Origin of the sequence: Massilia sp. Se16.2.3, from assembly GCF_014171595.1 — a bacterium.
GTDB lineage: Bacteria > Pseudomonadota > Gammaproteobacteria > Burkholderiales > Burkholderiaceae_D > Telluria.
Genome location: NZ_CP050451.1, coordinates 4496794 through 4511871 on the forward strand (window position 1 = coordinate 4496794; position 15078 = coordinate 4511871).

The 15078-nt window shown below is 64.7% G+C and carries 16 protein-coding genes and 1 pseudogene; 4 read left to right on the forward strand and 13 right to left on the reverse strand.

From position 1 onward, the window contains the following. Positions 1–4: 4 nt before the first annotated feature. From G4G31_RS20545 to G4G31_RS20585, 9 genes are all read right to left on the reverse strand, one after another. On the reverse strand, positions 5–925 hold the full coding sequence (locus tag G4G31_RS20545) for an SAM-dependent methyltransferase (RefSeq protein WP_182989168.1): 921 nt from the start codon (positions 923–925) through the stop codon (positions 5–7). A gap of 13 nt (positions 926–938) precedes the next feature. Continuing rightward, positions 939–1280, reverse strand: a complete 342-nt coding sequence (gene fdx / locus G4G31_RS20550; protein WP_182989169.1) for an ISC system 2Fe-2S type ferredoxin — start codon at positions 1278–1280, stop codon at positions 939–941. Between the two features lie 175 nt (positions 1281–1455). Beyond that, complete coding sequence (gene hscA / locus G4G31_RS20555) at positions 1456–3345, reverse strand: Fe-S protein assembly chaperone HscA (protein WP_182989170.1); 1890 nt, start codon at positions 3343–3345, stop codon at positions 1456–1458. Positions 3346–3508: 163 nt separating this feature from the next. Further along, on the reverse strand, positions 3509–4024 hold the full coding sequence (gene hscB / locus G4G31_RS20560; RefSeq protein WP_182991863.1) for a Fe-S protein assembly co-chaperone HscB: 516 nt from the start codon (positions 4022–4024) through the stop codon (positions 3509–3511). A 21-nt stretch (positions 4025–4045) separates the two neighbouring features. After that, positions 4046–4369 (reverse strand): iron-sulfur cluster assembly protein IscA, encoded by a 324-nt coding sequence (gene iscA, locus G4G31_RS20565; RefSeq protein ID WP_182989171.1) that lies wholly within the window; start codon positions 4367–4369, stop codon positions 4046–4048. Positions 4370–4397: 28 nt separating this feature from the next. After that, complete coding sequence (iscU, locus tag G4G31_RS20570; protein WP_182989172.1) at positions 4398–4784, reverse strand: Fe-S cluster assembly scaffold IscU; 387 nt, start codon at positions 4782–4784, stop codon at positions 4398–4400. Positions 4785–4932: 148 nt separating this feature from the next. Further along, complete coding sequence (locus G4G31_RS20575) at positions 4933–6189, reverse strand: IscS subfamily cysteine desulfurase (protein WP_182989173.1); 1257 nt, start codon at positions 6187–6189, stop codon at positions 4933–4935. Positions 6190–6239: 50 nt separating this feature from the next. Beyond that, positions 6240–6719, reverse strand: a complete 480-nt coding sequence (gene iscR, locus G4G31_RS20580) for a Fe-S cluster assembly transcriptional regulator IscR (RefSeq protein WP_182989174.1) — start codon at positions 6717–6719, stop codon at positions 6240–6242. Positions 6720–7009: 290 nt separating this feature from the next. Further along, on the reverse strand, positions 7010–7792 hold the full coding sequence (locus tag G4G31_RS20585; RefSeq protein WP_182991864.1) for a uracil-DNA glycosylase: 783 nt from the start codon (positions 7790–7792) through the stop codon (positions 7010–7012). Between the two features lie 193 nt (positions 7793–7985). On the opposite strand from G4G31_RS20585, the gene G4G31_RS20590 reads away from it, so the two are divergent. Next, positions 7986–8429 carry a CBS domain-containing protein gene (locus G4G31_RS20590; RefSeq protein WP_182989175.1) on the forward strand — a complete coding sequence of 148 codons (444 nt, stop codon included), beginning with the start codon at positions 7986–7988 and terminating at the stop codon, positions 8427–8429. A 39-nt stretch (positions 8430–8468) separates the two neighbouring features. Here the strand turns inward: G4G31_RS20590 and maiA are convergent, their stop codons facing one another. Continuing rightward, positions 8469–9113, reverse strand: coding sequence for a maleylacetoacetate isomerase (maiA, locus tag G4G31_RS20595; RefSeq protein WP_182989176.1), 645 nt, complete (start codon positions 9111–9113; stop codon positions 8469–8471). Beyond that, positions 9110–10135 (reverse strand): fumarylacetoacetate hydrolase family protein, encoded by a 1026-nt coding sequence (locus G4G31_RS20600; RefSeq protein ID WP_182989177.1) that lies wholly within the window; start codon positions 10133–10135, stop codon positions 9110–9112. Before G4G31_RS20600 ends, maiA begins: the two co-directional genes overlap by 4 nt. 238 nt (positions 10136–10373) lie before the next feature. Between G4G31_RS20600 and G4G31_RS20605 the strand changes: the two genes are divergently transcribed. From G4G31_RS20605 to G4G31_RS20615, 3 genes are all read left to right on the forward strand, one after another. After that, on the forward strand, positions 10374–11291 hold the full coding sequence (locus tag G4G31_RS20605; protein WP_182989178.1) for a LysR family transcriptional regulator: 918 nt from the start codon (positions 10374–10376) through the stop codon (positions 11289–11291). Between the two features lie 69 nt (positions 11292–11360). After that, positions 11361–11948 (forward strand): gamma-glutamylcyclotransferase, encoded by a 588-nt coding sequence (locus tag G4G31_RS20610; RefSeq protein ID WP_182989179.1) that lies wholly within the window; start codon positions 11361–11363, stop codon positions 11946–11948. 99 nt (positions 11949–12047) lie between these two features. After that, positions 12048–12560: a hypothetical protein gene (locus G4G31_RS20615; RefSeq protein WP_182989180.1), complete on the forward strand. Its 513-nt coding sequence runs from the start codon at positions 12048–12050 to the stop codon at positions 12558–12560. A 651-nt stretch (positions 12561–13211) separates the two neighbouring features. On the opposite strand, the gene G4G31_RS20620 is transcribed toward G4G31_RS20615, so the two are convergent. Together G4G31_RS20620 and G4G31_RS20625 are read right to left on the reverse strand one after the other, a co-directional pair. Further along, on the reverse strand, positions 13212–14390 hold the full coding sequence (locus G4G31_RS20620) for a PA0069 family radical SAM protein (protein WP_182989181.1): 1179 nt from the start codon (positions 14388–14390) through the stop codon (positions 13212–13214). A gap of 56 nt (positions 14391–14446) precedes the next feature. Then, positions 14447–15039, reverse strand: a pseudogene (locus G4G31_RS20625) (tRNA-uridine aminocarboxypropyltransferase). Positions 15040–15078 lie beyond the last annotated feature (39 nt).

Consider the following 15078-nt stretch of genomic DNA (forward strand, 5'->3'; position numbering starts at 1 on the left):
GTATTCAATCGTCGGTTGAAACGGTGTCGGCCCGGGCCGCGGCGTTTGCTTCCGCTTGCGAGGTATAGAAACGCTGGCCCATCTCTTCCAGTCCCAGCGTGGACAGCACTTCCTGCAGCCGCTCGCTCGGGCGGCGGCGCGGCAGGTTCTTGTAGGTCGCCACGATCAGTTCGTTCTTCATCGAGTGCTCCCAGCCGACCAGTTCCGTCACGGTGACCTGGTAGCCGTGGGCTTCGAGCTGCAGGCAGCGCAGCACATTGGTTACCTGGCTGCCGAATTCGCGCGTATGGATCGGGTGCCGCCAGATCTCGGTCAGCGCGCTCTTGCCCAGGTCCTTGCCCTTGTTCTTGCGCAGGAAGGACGCCACTTCCGCCTGGCAGCACGGCACCAGCACCATGTGCTTCGCCTTCTTCTTCAGCGCGAAGTCGATGGCGTCGTCGGTGGCCGTGTTACAGGCGTGCAGCGCGGTGACGATGTCGATCGATTCGGGCAGCAGGTTCGAGGTCGTCGATTCGGCCACCGACAGCGGCAGGAAGGACATGTGGTCAAAGCCCAGGCGTGCCGCCAGCTCGGTCGATTTGCTGACCAGTTCTTCGCGCGTTTCGATGCCGTAGATGTGGGAGGCGTCGCCCAGGCTTTTCACGAACAGGTCGTACAGGATGAAGCCGAGATAGGACTTGCCGGCGCCGTGGTCGACCAGCGACACGGCACCCTTCTCCGCACGGACGTCATTGAACAGCGGCTCGATGAAGTTGACCAGGTGGTAGACCTGCTTGAGCTTGCGCCGGCTGTCCTGGTTCAGCTTGCCGTCGCGCGTGAGGATGTGCAGCTCTTTCAGCAGCTCGATCGACTGGCCGGGACGGACTTCTGGTGGCAGTTCAAGGCTTGCCACCGGCTTCTTGACGGTGTTCTCGGCGCGCTTCATGGCAATCCTGGTTTCAGTGGTTCTTTTCAGCCGCGTGGTTGATCGTGTACTTCGGGATCTCGACCACGAGGTCTTCGGTGGCGACGATCGCCTGGCAGGACAGGCGCGAATGCGGCTCCAGGCCCCAGGCCTTGTCCAGCATGTCTTCTTCTTTTTCTTCCAGCTCGTTCAAGGATTCGAAGCCTTCGCGCACGATCACGTGGCAGGTGGTGCAGGCGCAGACACGGTCGCAGGCGTGTTCGATCTCGATGTCGTTTTCCAGCATGACGTCGCAGACCGACTTGCCGGCCGGGGCTTCGAGCACGGCGCCTTCGGGGCAGAAGAGCGGGTGGGGCAGGATGACGATTTGTGGCACGTTGTTTACCTCTTAATGATGATCTTGGCCGTAGGGTAGGCGGGTCTCCCGCCTACGCGTCCAACGATCGTATGATCGGTCGGGGCGGCGCTTGTTGTCGAGCGGTGGTACTGATCGCGTTATGTTGACGCTGGCACGGTTTGAACGCGTAGGCGGGAAACCCGCCTACCCTACGTCAAACCTCGTCGAGCGACTTGCCCGCCAGCGCGCTGCGCACGCTCTTGTCCATGCGGCGCGCGGCGAATTCCTCGGTGCCATGGGCCAGCGCCTGCACCGCGTCGTGCAGCGCGTTCTGGCGCGTGTCCGGCTCGAGCGACGTGTCGTTCGAATGGTGGATCGCATCGCGCACGCCGTGCACCAGCTTCGCCAGTGCGTCCTGTTCCTCACCGTTGAGCAGATCGGCATCGCTATCGAGCGCCGACTGCGTCGCCAGCAGGATGCGCTCGGCCTCGACCTGCTCTTCGCGCAGCGCACGCATCTGCATGTCGACCTGCGCGGCGCCATACGAATCCTGCAGCATGCGCGCGACCTCGTCGTCGCCCAGGCCGTAGGACGGCTTGACGGTGATCGAGGCTTCCACGCCCGAACGCGTCTCGCGCGCCGACACCGACAGCAGCCCGTCGGCGTCGACCTGGTAAGTCACGCGGATGCGCGCCGCGCCCGCGGCCATCGGCGGAATGCCGCGCAATTCAAAACGTGCCAGCGAACGGCAATCGGAAACCAGTTCGCGCTCGCCCTGCACCACGTGCACCGCCAGCGCGGTCTGGCCATCTTTAAACGTGGTGAACTCCTGCGCCCGTGCACATGGAATCGTGGAATTGCGCGGGATGATTTTTTCCACCAGCCCGCCCATCGTTTCGATACCGAGCGACAGCGGCGTCACGTCCAGCAGCAGCCAGTCGTCGCCGGCCGCGCGGTTACCGGCCAGCAGGTTCGCCTGGATGGCGGCGCCCAGCGCCACGACCTTGTCCGGGTCGATATTCGCGTGCGGGATGGTGTGGAAGAACTCCGACACGGCACGGCGCACGTGCGGCATGCGCGTCGCGCCGCCGACCATCACCACGCCATCGACGTCTTCCACCGACACGCTCGCGTCGCGCATGGCCTTGCGGATGGCGTTCATGGTCTTGCCGACCAGGTGCTTCGTGATCTCGGCGAACGTCGCGGCAGTGATTTTCACCTGGACGATCTCGCCGGACTTCAGGATGGCGTCGATCGTCGTTTCATCGTTGCTCGACAGCAGTTCCTTGGCCTGACGCGCCTTGACCATCAGCGTGGCCGTGTCTTCTTCCGACAGCGGCGACAGCCTGGCCTGCTCCGTGATCCAGCAGAACAGGCGGTGATCGAAGTCGTCGCCTCCCAGGGCGGAATCGCCGCCGGTGGACAGGACTTCGAACACGCCTTTCGAAAGCTTCAGGATCGAGATGTCGAAGGTGCCGCCGCCCAGGTCGTAGACGGCGTAGACGCCTTCGGAGCCATGATCGAGCCCGTAGGCGATCGCGGCGGCGGTGGGTTCGGACAGCAGGCGCAGCACGTTCAGGCCGGCCAGCTGGGCCGCGTCCTTGGTGGCCTGGCGCTGGGCATCGTCGAAGTATGCGGGAACGGTGATCACGGCGCCGACCAGTTCGTCGCCCAGCGAATCTTCCGCCAACTGGCGCAGCGTGGCCAGGATCTGGGCCGAGGTCTCGACCGGGCTTTTCACGCCGGCGACGGTCCTGATCTGCACCATGCCGGGCGAATCGACGAAGTCGTACGGGAGGTTCTCGGCGTGGGCGATGTCAGCCAAAGCCCGGCCCATGAAGCGCTTGACCGAGACGATCGTGTTCTTCGGGTCGGTGGTGCGGTGGGCCTGCGCCTTGTGGCCGATGTTGGCATTGCCGTTCGCGAGGTAACGCACGACCGATGGCAGCAGCGCGCGGCCGTCCTCGTCGCTCAGCACTTCTGGGATACCGCTGCGCACCGTGGCGACGAGCGAATTGGTGGTACCCAGGTCGATGCCCACCGCCAGCCGGTGCTGGTGCGGTGCGGTCGACATGCCGGGTTCGGAAATCTGCAAAAGTGCCATGTTCGTGTTACCTGGTTGTTATTGTGCTGTAGGGTGGGCGCCCTGTGCCCACGCGGAACGATGCGCCACGTTGACGCCTATATCCGCGTGGGCTCGGGGCGCCCACCCTACATATTCATCCGTCGGTTGAACGCGCGGACGGGAGACCCGTCCCCCCTACGATTTACCCCTCGACCGCCTCGTACGCGTACTGCACTTCGTCCCCGAATTTGTCGAGGAACATCAGCGCGCGCACGCCTTCGGCCGCTTTCTGGAAGTCGCCCGCATCCAACTGCTTGCCGACTTGCGCCAGCAGCGCCTTGCGTTCCATGCGCACCTGCTTGTCCAGCGCGTCGAGCGCGTCGGCATCCTTCGCCGCGCGCGCGTCACCGAGTTCTTCGCGCCACTCCATCTGCTGCATCAGGAAGGCCATCGGCATCGCCGTGTTCGACTCGGTCTGCAGGTCGACGCCGTTCAACTCGCACAGGTACTGCGCGCGTTTTTGCGGGTGCTTGAGGGTTTGATAGGCTTCGTTGGCGCGGGTCGCCCACTGCATCGCGACGCGCTTTTCGGCGTCGGTGGCGTTCACGAAACGGTCCGGGTGCACGCGGCCCTGGACCTCGCGGAAGGCCCTGTCCAGCGCGGCCATGTCGACATCAAACCGGGCCGGCAGGCCGAACAACTCGAAGTGGTTTTGCATCAAGGCTCAGCTCTACATGCGTCAGATACGGAAGCTCTCGCCGCAACCGCAATTGTCCTTGACGTTCGGGTTGTTGAAGCGGAAGCCTTCGTTGAGTCCCTCGCGGGCGAAATCGAGTTCGGTACCGTCGATGTAGGGCAGGCTTTTCGGGTCGACGAAGACCTTCACGCCGTGCGACTCGAAGACATTGTCCTCGCTTGCCGCCTCGTCGACGTACTCCAGCTTGTAGGCCAGGCCGGAGCAGCCGGTGGTGCGCACACCGAAGCGCAGACCGAGGCCCTTGCCGCGACGCTCGATGTAGCGGTTGATGTGCTTCGCCGCTTTTTCGGTCAGTGTGATTGCCATGCGTTCTTCTCCAGCTTGAGTCTAAAACTTACGCGGTTGCGTGCTTCGTCTTGTAGTCGGCGACAGCGGCCTTGATCGCGTCTTCGGCCAGGATCGAGCAGTGGATCTTCACTGGCGGCAGCGCCAGTTCTTCGGCGATCTGCGTGTTCTTGATGGCCAGCGCCTGGTCCAGGGTTTTACCCTTGACCCACTCGGTCACGAGCGAGCTCGAAGCGATGGCCGAACCGCAGCCATAGGTCTTGAACTTCGCGTCTTCGATCAGGCCCTGCTCGTTGACCTTGATCTGCAGCTTCATCACGTCGCCGCAGGCCGGCGCGCCGACCATGCCGGTGCCGACCGACTCGTCGCCCTTTTCAAAGGCGCCGACGTTGCGTGGGTTCTCGTAATGGTCGAGTACTTTGTCCGAATATGCCATGGTAGTGCTCCTTGAATTCTTTAGTTAAGTGAATCGCGAGAAACCGTAGCGAGCGGCAGCAATGTTGGCCGAGAAGCGCAGCTGTACGAGTAGTACAGCGAGCATCGCAGGCCGACAGTGCAACGCGCAGTAGGTTTATCGCGGTTCATTAATGGGCTGCCCACTGGATCGAATTGAGGTCAATCCCTTCCTTGAACATGTCCCAGAGCGGCGACAGTTCGCGCAGCTTGCCGACCTTCGACTTCAGCAGTTCGATCGTGAAGTCGATGTCTTCCTCGGTCGTGAAGCGGCCGATGGTGAAACGGATCGAGCTGTGCGCCAGTTCGTCGCTGCGGCCCAGGGCGCGCAGCACGTAGGACGGCTCCAGCGAGGCCGAGGTGCAGGCCGAGCCGGACGACACGGCGATGTCCTTGATCGCCATGATCAGCGACTCGCCCTCGACATAGTTGAACGAGACGTTCAGGTTGTGCGGCACGCGGTGTTCCATGTCGCCGTTGATGTAGACCTCTTCGATCTCCAGCAAGCCCTTGGCCAGGCGGTCGCGCAGCGCCTTGACTTTCACCAGCTCGGACTCCATCTCTTCCCTGGCGATGCGGAAGGCTTCGCCCATGCCGGCGATCTGGTGGGTCGGCAGCGTGCCCGAACGCAGGCCGCGCTCGTGGCCACCGCCGTGCATCTGCGCTTCCAGGCGGATACGCGGCTTGCGGCGCACGTACAGGGCGCCGACGCCTTTCGGGCCGTAGGTCTTGTGCGCGGTGAAGGTCATCAGGTCGCACTTGGTGGTCGACAGGTCGATATGCACCTTGCCCGTCGCCTGGGCGGCGTCGCAGTGGAAGACGATGCCTTTCGCGCGGCACAGTTCGCCGATCGCGTCGATCGGCTGGATCACGCCGATCTCGTTATTGACCAGCATGACCGAGACCAGGATGGTGTCCGGGCGGATCGCCGCTTCCAGCTGCGCGATCGTGATCAGGCCATTGTCCTGCGGCTCGAGATAGGTGGCCTCGAAGCCCTGGCGTTCCAGTTCGCGCACGGTGTCCAGTACCGCCTTGTGTTCGGTCTTGACCGTGATGATGTGCTTGCCCTTCGTTTTATAGAAGTGGGCGGCACCCTTGATGGCCAGGTTGTTCGATTCGGTCGCGCCCGAGGTCCAGATGATCTCGCGCGGATCGGCGCCGACGAGGGCGGCAACGTGGCCGCGCGCCTCTTCGATGGCGGCCTCGGCCGACCAGCCGTACATGTGCGAGCGCGAAGCCGGATTGCCGAACTGCTCGCGCAGGAACGGAATCATCTTGTCGGCCACGCGCGGATCGACCGGCGTCGTTGCCGAATAGTCCATGTAGATCGGAAAATGCGGCGCGGTCACGAAGCTCTGCTCGATTTGTTTGTCCAAAGGCGCGTTCATCAGTTCACTCCAGTTCTGCTTCAGTTGTGCTCGGTATTGTTCGGTGCGGCTCAGTTCTGTACCGCGACGGCGGCGGGCGTGCGGTGCACCACCACGACGCTCTGTTCCTTCTGCTTTTGCTGGTCGACCAGGTCTTGCAGCGAGACGGAATCGAGGTAATCGACCATCTTGGCGTTGAGCGTGGTCCACAGCTCGTGCGTCATGCAGCGGGTGCCGCTGGCGGCGTCGGCCCCGTGGCAGTTTTCCTTGCCGCCGCACTGGGTCGCGTCGAGCGGCTCGTCGACGGCAATGATGATGTCGGCCACGGTGACTTTTTCCGCCGGGCGGGCCAGGCTGTAGCCCCCGCCCGGGCCGCGCACGGAGTCGACGATGGCGTGGCGGCGCAGCTTGCCGAACAGCTGCTCCAGGTAGGACAGCGAAATGGCCTGGCGCTGGCTGATGCCCGACAGCGTGACCGGACCCGTGCCCTGGCGCAGGGCAAGATCGATCATCGCAGTAACAGCAAAACGGCCTTTGGTGGTCAGACGCATCACAACCCCGGTAATGTTAAAATATTGCTCTTGCTCACTTTTCCCGGTTGTTCTTGCGCTTTCGCAAGCATTTGCATGAAAACCGGATTAGTTGAACGAATTAGTCAAGTATAGCAAATTCCGGGATGCTTGTCTCGGGCGCCCCAAAAACGGCGGGAGCGTCTGCGCCAGGTTTCGTAGGGTGGACAGCTCCACCTCTACCGCGTGATCAATCGATACGCATGCGCTGCCCACGCGGTGATACGCGACCTCCGAAACACCGCGCCCGCGCCTCCACCCGTCTGCAACAATCACCCCGCTCGCAACAGCCGCATCGGCCCGAACAGCGCCTGCATCTGCGCATTGCCAATAAAGCTCAGGTTATACGGATGCTCCGCCGCCACCTGCGGCAACTTCTCCGTCTCCGGCAGCTTCCTCAATTCCTCGGCAATCTTTCCCCACAGCACCAGGGTCGGCGGCGCCGCACGCCCGGCCAGGGTCGCCAGCACCACCTGCAGGAAAGGCAGCCAGGCACGCGCATCGATGACCGGCTTGACGTGGGAACGGAATACGAGCGAGGCGTTCAGCAGCAGGAAGCCCTGCCCGGTCAGCCGCTCCTGCAACTGCGCCAGCGTCCGGATCGCCGCGCCATCCCGCGCCGCCGCCGCGACCGGTGCCAGCGCAGCGCCGCCGGTGTCGCCCGCCTGCAGCTGCCCATCGGCTACCAGCAGCATCTTCATGAAGTTGCGCAGCGAGGTGGCGCGGTTGACGGGTTTTGACAGCCCGGCCTCGCTCCAGAGTTCGCCCACGGCACCGTCCATGAAGCAGACGCCGGTTGCGCTTTCCGCGCGCGGATACGGCCCCTCCCCCACCAGCACGTAACGCACCCGGTCCAGGGGCTGGGCGAAGGCGGCGAACAAGCGGCCCTGGGTGGGCAGGTAATCGTCGTCGACAAGCGTCGGCAGGTAGCCAGGGTTGGCGCGGCTAACCGCTTCCAGCCCGCGCAGCAGGTGGGGACGCCATGAGAGGTCGGCAAGATCCAGCATGGACAGGATGGCGGCGGGGATGGCAACTGATGAAACGGTCTCGGTCATGGCGCGCAAGCTGGCGATAGGGGCAAAAGGAAGCGGATTGTACCCGCCCGGGGCCAGGACGAGCGCAACCGTTCCAGCAGTCAATCTGGCGAGCCCGATCGCGGAAACGCGGCATGATTCGGGCATCCGGAGGCGGCGCCAGGCATGTGCTGCCGGCCTCCACTTGCGCCAACCACACCACAAGGAGAATGCCATGCAAACGATCCAGGACGTGATGACCCGCGACGTACAAACCATTTCGCCGCAGGAAACCGTGCAGCGCGCCGCCCAGCTGATGGATGAACTGAACGTCGGCGCCATTCCCGTCACCGACGGCGACAAGCTGGTCGGCATGATCACCGACCGCGACATCACGGTGCGTTCGGTGGCGGCCGGCCAGAACCCCGTGTCGACCATGGTCACGGATGTGATGAGCACCGACGTGCGCACCTGCACCGCGCGCCAGACGATCGACGAGGTGCTGGGCCAGATGGGCGACGTGCAGATCCGGCGCGTGCCGGTGATCGACGAGGAGTCGCAGCAGATCGTCGGCATCGTGTCGCTGGGCGACATCGCGACCAAGCATGCGGGCGAGGTCGAGAGCACCCTGGACGAGATCTCGACGCCGTCGGAGCCGGACCGGTCGACCCAGCATTGAGGAGCGAGGGGCGGATGGCTTCCCATCCGCCCCGGCGGTTCATTCCGCGTCGGGCTGCTGCGACGGATGCGCTGCCGCGAAGGCGGGCAGCTCGGTGCACATCGCATTGATGCGGGCGATGTTCGGGTAGGCCGGGATGTCGATGTCGAAGCGCTGGGCGTTGAAGACCTGCGGCACCAGGAAGCAGTCGGCCATGGTCGGCGAATTGCCGTGGCAGAACGGGCCGGCGGCCGGGTCGCGCGCCAGGTGGGCTTCGAGCGAGGCCAGACCTTCGCGGATCCAGTGGCGGGTCCAGTCCATCTTGGCGTCTTCGCTCAGCTCCAGCGGGCCGACCAGGTATTTCAGCACGCGCAGGTTGTTGAGCGGATGGATGTCGCAGGCGACGATCTGCGCCAGTTCGCGCACGCGCGCGCGCCCCGCGCAGTCATGCGGCATCAGCGGCACGGCCGGGAACAGCTCATCGAGGTATTCGATGATCGCCATCGACTGCGTCAGCGTGATGCGGTCGTCCTGGAAGGCCGGCACCAGGCCGCTCGGATTGATCTTGCGGTACTCTTCCTGGCGCTGCTGGCCGCCATCCTTGAGCAGGTGCACGGGCACCGCGTCGTAGGTCAAGCCTTTCAGGTTCAGGGCGATCCGCACGCGGTAGGCGGCGGAGCTGCGGAAATAGGTATAGAGCTTCATTCCTTCCTCCCGTGGTAATGCGCGACCTCGTGGTCGATGGCGCCGAAGATGCTGGCGCCGGACGCGTCAAGCATCTCGATGCGCACGCTGTCGCCGAAGCGCAGGAACGGCGTTTTCGGGGCGCCGTGTTCGATGGTTTCGTACATGCGCAGCTCGGCCAGGCAGCAATAGCCGACGCCGCCGTTGGCGATGCTCGAGCCGTGCAGGCTGCCCTGCTTGTTCGACACCGTGCCCGAGCCGATGATGGTGCCGGCGCCCAGTTCGCGCGTCTTTGCCGCGTGCGCAACCAGTTGCGCAAAACTGAAGGTCATGTCGTCGCCCGCGTTCGGCTTGCCGAAGGCCTCGTCGTTGAGCGTCACCAGCAGCGGCAGGCGCAGCTTGCTGTCCTGCCAGGCGTCGCCGAGTTCGTCCGGCGTGACCGCCACCGGCGAAAAGGCGCTGGCCGGTTTCGACTGGAAGAAGCCGAAGCCCTTGGCCAGTTCGTTCGGAATCAGGTTGCGCAGGGAAACGTCATTGACCAGCATCACCAGGCGAATCGCCGCCGCGGCCTGTTCGACGCTGGCACCCATCGGCACGTCGCCGGTGACGACCGCCACTTCCGCTTCCAGGTCGACGCCCCAGTCCTCGCTCATCACGGCGATCGGGTCGCAGGGGCCGATGAAGCGGTCGGAGCCGCCCTGGTACATCAGCGGGTCGGTATAGAACGAGGCCGGCACCTCGGCGTTGCGCGCCTTGCGCACCAGCTCGACGTGGTTGATGTAGGCCGAGCCGTCGGCCCACTGGTAGGCGCGCGGCAGCGGCGAATGGCATTCCATCTCGATGAAGGACTCGGCCTTGTCGGCGGTGCCGGCGTTGAGTTTCTCGTAGACGGCCTGCAGGCGCGGCGCGACCGCATCCCAGTCGTCGAGGGCGCACTGCAGCGTACGCGCGATTTTCGGGACGGCCTGGCAGGTGACGAGGTCGCGGCTGACGACGACCAGGGTGCCGTCGCGGCCGCCGGTCTTGAGGGTGGCGAGTTTCATGGCGTACTCCTTCCGATGTTTTGATTGTTTTAGAACGCCTGACAAAATCGGCATAGCGGCGTTACAGCTCCTGGCCGTACAGTCGTACTGTCTTCGCGGTCCGCCGATGCGGCGCTGCGTCGGTCGGCCGCATCCCTTGCCCTGCCGTTTTTGTCAGACGTTCCTGGTTGCCGCCATTACAAATGAATTCGGACTATCATACAAACAATATTTTCCGCCTGATTTATCAGACTATCTTATGAATCCCACCCTGCGCCAGATGCGCGCCTTCGTGGCATTGGCCAAGACCGGCAACTTCACCTCGGCCGCCCAGGTCATGCACGTGACGCAATCGGCACTGTCCGGGCTGATCAAGGAACTCGAGCAGACGCTGGGCGCGCGCGTCGTCGACCGCTCGACAAGGCGCATCACGCTCACCGACATCGGGCGCGAGCTGTACCCGCTATTTAGCCAGATGATCGATGATCTGGACGGTGCGCTGGCGAACGTGGCGGACCATACGCAGTTGCGCAAGGGCGTGGTGCGCATCGCCGCGCCGCAACTGATGTGCTGCACCCTGGTGCCCGAGGCCATGGCGGCCTACCGCGCGCAGCAGCCCGACATCGATGTGCGCGTGGCCGACAGCGCCGTCGAAAACGTGATCGCGCGCGTGCTCTCGGGCGAGTCCGACATCGGCATCGGTCCCGAGCGCGAGCCGACGCCGCAACTGCAGGCCCAGGAACTGTTCGAACTACCCTTCGCGCTGGTGTTCCCGGAAGGCCATCCGCTCGAGCTGCTGCCGCGCGTCACCTGGCAAGACCTGGCGCGCTATCCCTTCATCGCGCTGCAGGGACAATTCACCGAGCGCCTGCTGGCCGACATGCATGCACTGCCGCGCGCGTTCCCGGTCGAGGTGCCCCTGAAACCGGCCAATGAGGTGACTTTCATGACCACCGCGCTGGCCATGGTCAGTGCCGGCCTGGGCGTGACGGTCTGCCTGCCGTATGCGGAGCCGCTGGTCAGCCTGTACAAGCTGCGCATGCGTCCGCTCGAGGAACCCGTATTGACGCGGCGCTTTTTCGTCTACACACGCGCCGGCCGCTCGCTGTCGCCGGCGGCCGAGAGCTTCATCGACTTCCTGTTTCCGTATGTGGCCGGCAAGCGCGGGCAAGGCTGACCTGCGCCCGCCACGCCACACGGAAGGGCTGCGCTACAATCGGCCATCGTCTTTCTTGATCGCCGCGCCATGTCTCTCAATACCATCGCCATCAACCAGCGCATGGACAAATTCGCCGGCCAGGACCGGGTCTGGCTGTTCGGCTACGGCTCGCTGATCTACAAGGCCGACTTCCCCTACCTGGAACGGCGCCCGGCCCACATTCGCGGCTGGACGCGGCGCTTCTGGCAGGGTTCGCACGACCACCGGGGCACGGAAACGGCGCCCGGCCGGGTGGTGACCCTGGTGCCCGACGAAGGCGCGCTCTGCCATGGCATGGCCTACCTCGTCACGCCCGAGGAATTCGCCCACCTCGACCACCGCGAAAAGAACGGCTACCTGCGCCTGGCGACCACCATCGTGTTCGAGGACGGCAGCGGCGTCGAGGGCCTGGTCTACATCGCCACGCAGGAGAACGCGGCTTTCCTGGGACCGGCCAGCGAGCACGACATTGCATTGCAGATCGCCCGCTCCTGCGGGCCAAGCGGACCGAACAGCGAATACCTGCTGGAACTGGCGCAGGCGCTACGGGAACTGGGCAAGAACGACCCGCATGTGTTCGAGATCGAGCGGCATTTGATGGCCATTGCTGCCGCTGGCGGGCGCCAGGACTCCTGACGTTCCTGGCAAGGAGACCCGCGCAGGTTTGCGCTATCTCATCGCTCCTCTAACGGCCGCGTTCGTACCCTGAGGTCAGCAATTCGGGGGAAACGCACGATGCTGTCCGCCTGGCTCCATTTCTTCGATTCCGTGCCCGCGGCGACGCGCGAGCGCATTGCGCAGGCGCTGGCAGGGGCGCGCGTCGCCACCGTGAGCGTCGCCGACCGTTCGGCGCCCTACGGCCTGGCGGTACTGACCGAGGTCGACGGCGCCGCGCTGGCGCAACTACGGCTGCTGTCGGCGCAGTCCACCGTGCTCGCCATTGCCGCCGGGCCTGACGCGCCGGCCACCAGCGACAGCTGGGCCCTGCTCGGGGCCGGCGCCGCCGACGTGCTTTGCTGGCCGGATGGCGCGATGCAGGTGGAGCAAGTCACGGCCCGGCTGACGCGTTGGGCGGCGGTGCGCAAGCTGGTCGACACGCCGCCGTGCGTTCCACCCTGGTCGGCACCAGCCCGGCATGGCGCACGCTGGTGCGCAATGTGGTCGAGATCGCCGCCTTCACCGATTCGCCGGTACTCATCACCGCTGATGATGGTGAACGACGTGCACAACAAAATCCAGAAGAATTAAACGGGCTGAGCGTGGCTCCGGCCACGCCAGGACAGCTTGCCGATCGCTGGCTGAAGGTCGCTGCGTATCCCCGATGCCACCGCCTCTCATTCTTTCCTTCGCCGTCACCAAATCTGTGAATACCATCCTGCAATTCTTGAGTCCTTACCTGCAGCTATGCTATCTGGCTGCATGGGCATCGCCCAAAATCTCGAAGGGCTAAGAGCCTATCCCGGTAGTCCGGAGTCGCTGCTGGCGCGCCTGACAAACGCGTGCTGCGTTGCTCGTCGTTGCATGGCCAGCCATGCGGCCTCCTCGCGCCTTGCCCGCGCTTGCCATGCATCGCCACCAGCTTTCCCCGGACTACCGGGATAGGCTCTAAGTACTCGACCGAAAATAAATGGGAATTTTGGCAAACAGAACCGGACGTGCCGGTTCGGATGCGGTGCAAGACGGCGAGAGCGCCACAGTGCGAGCACTGCCCCGCAAGCGGACGCGAGCCGACGCAGCAACGCGCCGGTTCTGGAAGCCGAAAACACATTTATTTTGGGGTGAGTACTTAGGTCGATTCGCCATGTCGATACAGCTGTCCAAACGAAAGGCCAAGTACCCGGATCAGGACAATCGTTCCGGCTCGTACGACTGAAAGCCAGCCGACCTAATGCGCTGCTGCTAGAACAGATCGAGCTGCGCGGTCGCCTTTGCCGTCGCCTTGCCCGTCCCCGCCGGCACCACCAGCGGACGCCGGAACTGCGAGGTGTCGAGCCCGGCGAAGCGGCCGCCGAAGCCGCCCAGGCCGAGCCGGTCGACCGTCTTGTTGAAACGCTGGCGGATCAGGTCTGCCCAGACGCCTTCGCCGTGCATGCGCTTGGAGAAGTCGCTGTCGTAGTCTTTTCCGCCGCGCATTTCGCGCACGCGGTTCATGACGCGCGCCGCGCGCTCGGGGAAATGCGCTTCGAGCCACTCACGGAACAGCGGGTTGACCTCGAAAGGCAGGCGCAGCACCACGTAATGGGCGCCGACGGCGCCGGCGTCGCGCGCGGCCTCGAGGATGCGTTCGATCTCGGGCTCGGTCACGAACGGAATGATGGGCGCGACGCTGACGCTGACCGGGATGCCGGCGTCGGTCAGCGTGCGAATGGTGCGTAGCCGGCGCGCGGGTGCGGCGGCGCGCGGTTCGAGCGTGCGCGAGATTTCCGAGTCGAGCGTGGTGAGCGTGATGGCCGCGCAGGCATGGCCAGCCGCCGCCATCGGGGCGATCAGGTCGATGTCGCGCTCGATCAGCGCCGACTTGGTGATCAGGCCGACCGGATGCCGGCACTCGCTCAATACTTCAAGCACCTCGCGCGTGAGGCGTTTCTCGCGCTCGCAGGGCTGGTAGGCGTCGGTATTGACACCGATGGCGATGTGCTCGGGCTTGTAGCCGGGCCGCGCCAGCTCGCGCCGCAACAGCTCGGCCGCGTTCACCTTGGCGAACAGGCGGCTCTCGAAATCGAGGCCGGGCGACAGGCCGAGGTAGCTGTGAGTGGGCCGCGCGAAGCAATAGATGCAGCCGTGCTCGCAGCCGCGGTAGGGGTTCAGCGAAACGTTGAAAGGCACGTCGGGCGAGGCATTGCGCGACAGGATGCTCTTGGCGATTTCGTCGGTCACCTGGGTCTTGAAGGGCGCGGCGCCGAATGCGGCCCCGGCCTCGGCCTCCCAGCCATCGTGGAAGGCCTCGCGGCCGTTCACTTCATAGCGGCCCTGCAGGTTGGTGACGGCGCCGCGGCCCTTCAGGGCGGCGAGCGGACGCACCTGTACCGGATGCTCGGCACTGTATTCGCGGTCGATAGTTCGTTGGCGCTGTTCCATGGCTCGGCCTTATACTGTATGTTTATACAGTATGGTACGCCGCTATGGTCGAGAATTCAAGCGCGCGGTACGTAGTCGAGTTGTTGTTGTACGAATCCATCGAAGGCGTCGAACAACGCAGCGAAACGCGCCGGGTCACCTTCCACTTGACCCAGCGCATGGGCACCCGCTTCCAGCGTCGACAGCTGGCCGGGAGCGTGCGCCTTGCGAATGCGGTAGCGTGTATCCACATCCTGCAAGCCCAGGCGCGGCAACGCCTGCAGGGCGGGATTGAGGTAAAGCATCTTGCGGCTCTTGCGCCAGGTGGCGTCGAGCAGCACCAGACGCAGATCGCGCGGCGGCGGCAAGGCGGGTCCCGGCGCGGCACCTCGCGCGTCCGGATACAGCAGCAGCGGCTGGCGGCCGCCGGCATGCAGCAGGGCGTGCAGTGCGGCGGCATCGAAGGCCTCCCCACCGCCAGCACGCTGTTCCCCACGCACAGGTGCAGCAGGCGCGCGCTGTTCTTCGCATTCGCCACCTCCAGCGGATGTTGCAGGATCAGCAGTGCGGCCTGTGCCTCCACGGGACACACCCAGCGGCAGATGCAGGCCGACTGCGCGCGCAGGCAGGTGGCGCAGCTGGGGCGACGGGAGGGAGAGGATTCAGGCATCGGGATTGGTAGCAGAGCCAAAGCCGGGAAACGCAAGCG